We start from the raw sequence: 1136 nt of genomic DNA, 5'->3' as shown, positions 1-1136 counted from the left end.
GAATGATTATTTAGAGGAGATCTTTTAATGGCTATCCCCGTTTTACCAAGAGTTTTGAAATATTTTAACATTTTTGTTGACGGCATTCCCTATCAAGCAAAATGTGAAAGCGTAACACTACCAAATTTGAGTTTGGTCGTTGAAAATTATCGTGGCGGAGGCATGGATTCCTCCATTGAAGTTGACCTTGGTCTTGAAACTCTCATTCTCACCATGACCATTTCTGATTGCTCTCCAGAGTTAATGGCACTGTTGGGGCGCACTGATGTCAACATTTCATTGCGCAGTTCAATGCAAGCCCAAGGCACACCAGCAGAAGGTGTTGTCATTACCATGAGAGGACTATGCAAAGGCTTTGAAATGGCAGAATGGCAACCGGGGAGCAAAGCAACATCCACAGCAACATTCACATTACAGTATTTCAAATATGTCCAAAAAGACGTTGAAATCGTTGAGATAGACGTCCTTAACTTGGTGAGAAAATTCAATGGCGTCAATCAATTAGCAGACCATAGAGTAAATATAGGATTATAAAAATGACAGTCCAAACAAGCATTACACATAAATTACTGATACCCGTTACCTTTGAAGGAAAAGAGCACACCGAAATCACCTTACGGCGCCCGAAATATAAAGACTTAAAAGCGACCTTTAAGGAAGACGATGCTGATCAGTTAGATTTCATTACTTCACGCCTTTCTGGCTGGCCCATAGATGCCGTTGAGGAAATTGATCCTTATGACATGGAAGATCTTCGTGAGATTATAGATTTTTTTTCAAGTCGGCGGGCTTCCAAGACTGCGAAACTGCCGAGAAACTCATAGCCGATATTGCCATTGTTTTTCATTGGACACTTTCAGACATGATGGAAATGGAACTGGAAGAATTGGTCTTTTGGCGAAATCAAGCAGTAGAAAGGTATAAGACAAAATGAGTGAAAAAGTTGCTGATGCAAAGGTGAGATTATCTCTTGAAGATAAACTCACCGCACCTCTTAAACATCTTCAAAAAAAATTCGATACATTGTCAAAAACACTCTCACTGAGATTGAGTATTCCGCGCTTTTCTGCTGCTGTCAAAAACATGACAAAAAGCCTTCATGGTGTTCAAAGTGCTCTTGGAGTGGCGGCAAGCCG

General features: G+C 40.7%; 3 protein-coding genes and 1 pseudogene. All 4 read left to right on the top strand.

Annotated features, from left to right (window positions below):
* Window positions 1-27: 27 nt before the first annotated feature.
* Window positions 28-534, top strand: a complete 507-nt coding sequence (locus ACFIK6_RS09895) for a phage major tail tube protein (RefSeq protein WP_375642743.1) — start codon at window positions 28-30, stop codon at window positions 532-534.
* A 2-nt stretch (window positions 535-536) separates the two neighbouring features.
* Window positions 537-824, top strand: coding sequence for a phage tail assembly protein (locus ACFIK6_RS09890; RefSeq protein ID WP_375642744.1), 288 nt, complete (start codon window positions 537-539; stop codon window positions 822-824).
* A 38-nt stretch (window positions 825-862) separates the two neighbouring features.
* Window positions 863-934, top strand: a complete 72-nt coding sequence (locus tag ACFIK6_RS09885; protein WP_375677602.1) for a GpE family phage tail protein — start codon at window positions 863-865, stop codon at window positions 932-934.
* Window positions 931-1136, top strand: a pseudogene (locus tag ACFIK6_RS09880) (phage tail protein); the annotation flags it as partial. The gene ACFIK6_RS09885 and the pseudogene ACFIK6_RS09880, both read left to right, overlap by 4 nt.

The organism is Bartonella sp. AS69XJJH, assembly GCF_042195585.1.
GTDB lineage: Bacteria > Pseudomonadota > Alphaproteobacteria > Rhizobiales > Rhizobiaceae > Bartonella.
This window is presented reverse-complemented; position numbering and strand designations above follow the sequence as displayed.

Coding starts and splice junctions, on each gene's coding strand:
- ACFIK6_RS09890 (WP_375642744.1), top strand. CDS start 537: ATGACAGTCCAAACAAGCATTACACATAAATTACTGATACCCGTTACC.
- ACFIK6_RS09895 (WP_375642743.1), top strand. CDS start 28: ATGGCTATCCCCGTTTTACCAAGAGTTTTGAAATATTTTAACATTTTT.